This is a genomic window from Rhodoglobus aureus, assembly GCF_039527955.1.
Lineage (GTDB): Bacteria > Actinomycetota > Actinomycetes > Actinomycetales > Microbacteriaceae > Rhodoglobus > Rhodoglobus aureus.
Genome location: NZ_BAAAKW010000045.1, coordinates 1 through 1,067, shown reverse-complemented (window position 1 = coordinate 1,067; position 1,067 = coordinate 1). Strand labels below are relative to the sequence as shown.

At 61.4% G+C, this 1,067-nt stretch carries 1 protein-coding gene; it reads left to right on the top strand.

Annotated features, from left to right (window positions below; genetic code table 11):
• The first annotated feature begins 100 nt into the window (after positions 1 to 100).
• Positions 101 to 1,066, top strand: a complete 966-nt coding sequence (locus ABD112_RS11550; protein ID WP_343926024.1) for an IS481 family transposase — start codon at positions 101 to 103, stop codon at positions 1,064 to 1,066.
• Position 1,067 lies beyond the last annotated feature (1 nt).

The following is a 1,067-nucleotide window of genomic DNA, read 5'->3' as shown; positions in this document are numbered from 1 at the left end:
GCGCTAGCTGTAGTTCCCCGGGACGTTGTGATCGTTTGAGTTAGCGAAGACCTCCGGCAGGATGTGGGTACCACCCTCACATCCTCGACCGAAGGTCTTCATGACTCACGCTAATGCCCCGTTCGCCCCGGAGGGGCGGCTTCGTCTTGCCCGTCTGATCGTGGAAGGCGGCTGGTCTGCTCGTCGTGCCGCGGAACGATTCCAATGTTCACCAGCAACAGCAACGAAATGGTCTGCTCGTTTTCGCGCTGGTCAGCCCCTGACTGACCGCTCCTCACGACCGAATCGTTCACCGGCGCGCACCTCGCGCCGCCTTGAGCGACGCATCATCGCGTTGCGATTCACCCGTCGGTGGGGACCACACCGGATCGGCTACCACCTGCACCTGAATCGCTCCACAGTCGAGCGGGTACTAGCCCGCTATCGGATGCCAAAACTCGCCTGGCTCGATCAAAGCACGGGACTGCTCGTCCGACGATCAAAACCCGTGCGCTATGAGAAAGCGATACCGGGCGAGCTGGTGCACGTTGATATCAAGAAACAAGGACGTATCCCTAACGGTGGCGGCCACCGAAAGTTCGGCCGCACCATCGGCAACCACAACAACCAGAAAGGCGGCCGCGGATACTCGTTCCTGCATCACGCCGTCGATGACCACTCCCGACTGGCGTATTCAGAGATCCTCGACGATGAGAAGAAGGAAACCGCGTCCGGGTTTTGGCGCCGTGCGAACCAGTTCTTCGCCGACGCCGGCATCACCGTGACCGCCGTGATGACCGACAATGGTTCCTGCTACCGGTCAGCGGCCTTCACCACAGCCCTCGGCCCCGCAATCAACCACAAATTCACCCGCCCCTACCGCCCGCAAACCAACGGGAAAGTCGAACGCTTCAACCGCACCCTCGCCGAGGAATGGGCCTACGCCCACACCTACCTCAGCGACGAAGCACGCGCGGCAACCTACCCAGCCTGGCTCCACAGCTACAATCACCACAGACCCCACACAGGCATCGGCGGCCAAACACCATCAGACCGCATCCACAACCTCCCGGGGAACTACAGCTAGC

Bases quoted from the DNA above. Each gene is read 5' to 3' on its own strand.
- ABD112_RS11550 (WP_343926024.1), top strand. From the start codon at position 101: ATGACTCACGCTAATGCCCCGTTCGCCCCGGAGGGGCGGCTTCGTCTT.